Source organism: Xenorhabdus santafensis (assembly GCF_033949405.1).
In the GTDB taxonomy this organism is placed as follows: Bacteria; Pseudomonadota; Gammaproteobacteria; order Enterobacterales; family Enterobacteriaceae; genus Xenorhabdus; species Xenorhabdus santafensis.
In genome coordinates this window covers 1-324 of the sequence record NZ_VCDN01000463.1, presented here as the reverse complement: position 1 = coordinate 324, position 324 = coordinate 1, and the positions used below count along the sequence as shown (strand labels likewise).

1 protein-coding gene is annotated in these 324 nt (G+C 34.9%); it reads left to right on the top strand.

Annotation, left to right across the window (positions count from 1 at the left end):
* Window positions 1-62 precede the first annotated feature (62 nt).
* Window positions 63-324: hypothetical protein (locus FE392_RS23090; protein ID WP_319932007.1), on the top strand; the 262-nt coding region annotated here is incomplete at its 3' end.

Here is a 324-nt window from a genome sequence, read left to right as displayed (position 1 = left end):
GGTAATTTATACATATTCAGAAACGCCACGTTCATAAATAGAAGATAAAGGGGAGGAGAATTATGGGCGATTTTAAACAAGGCATTTTACCACATTGGGATTATATGTGGAAAGATAGAGCCGGCAATAGATTTATGGGAATGGTTATGTATCCAGAGAAACGAAAATGTTCAGCAAAAATGCTTCAGAAAATAAAAAGGGCGTATGAACAAGCAGTAGAAATTAAAGTAACGGTACAAGTTCAACATACATATCAGTATGTAGAAGGAATGATTGTATACTTTGATGAAGAGGCTCCTGTATGTACAATGCTTGATAAAGATG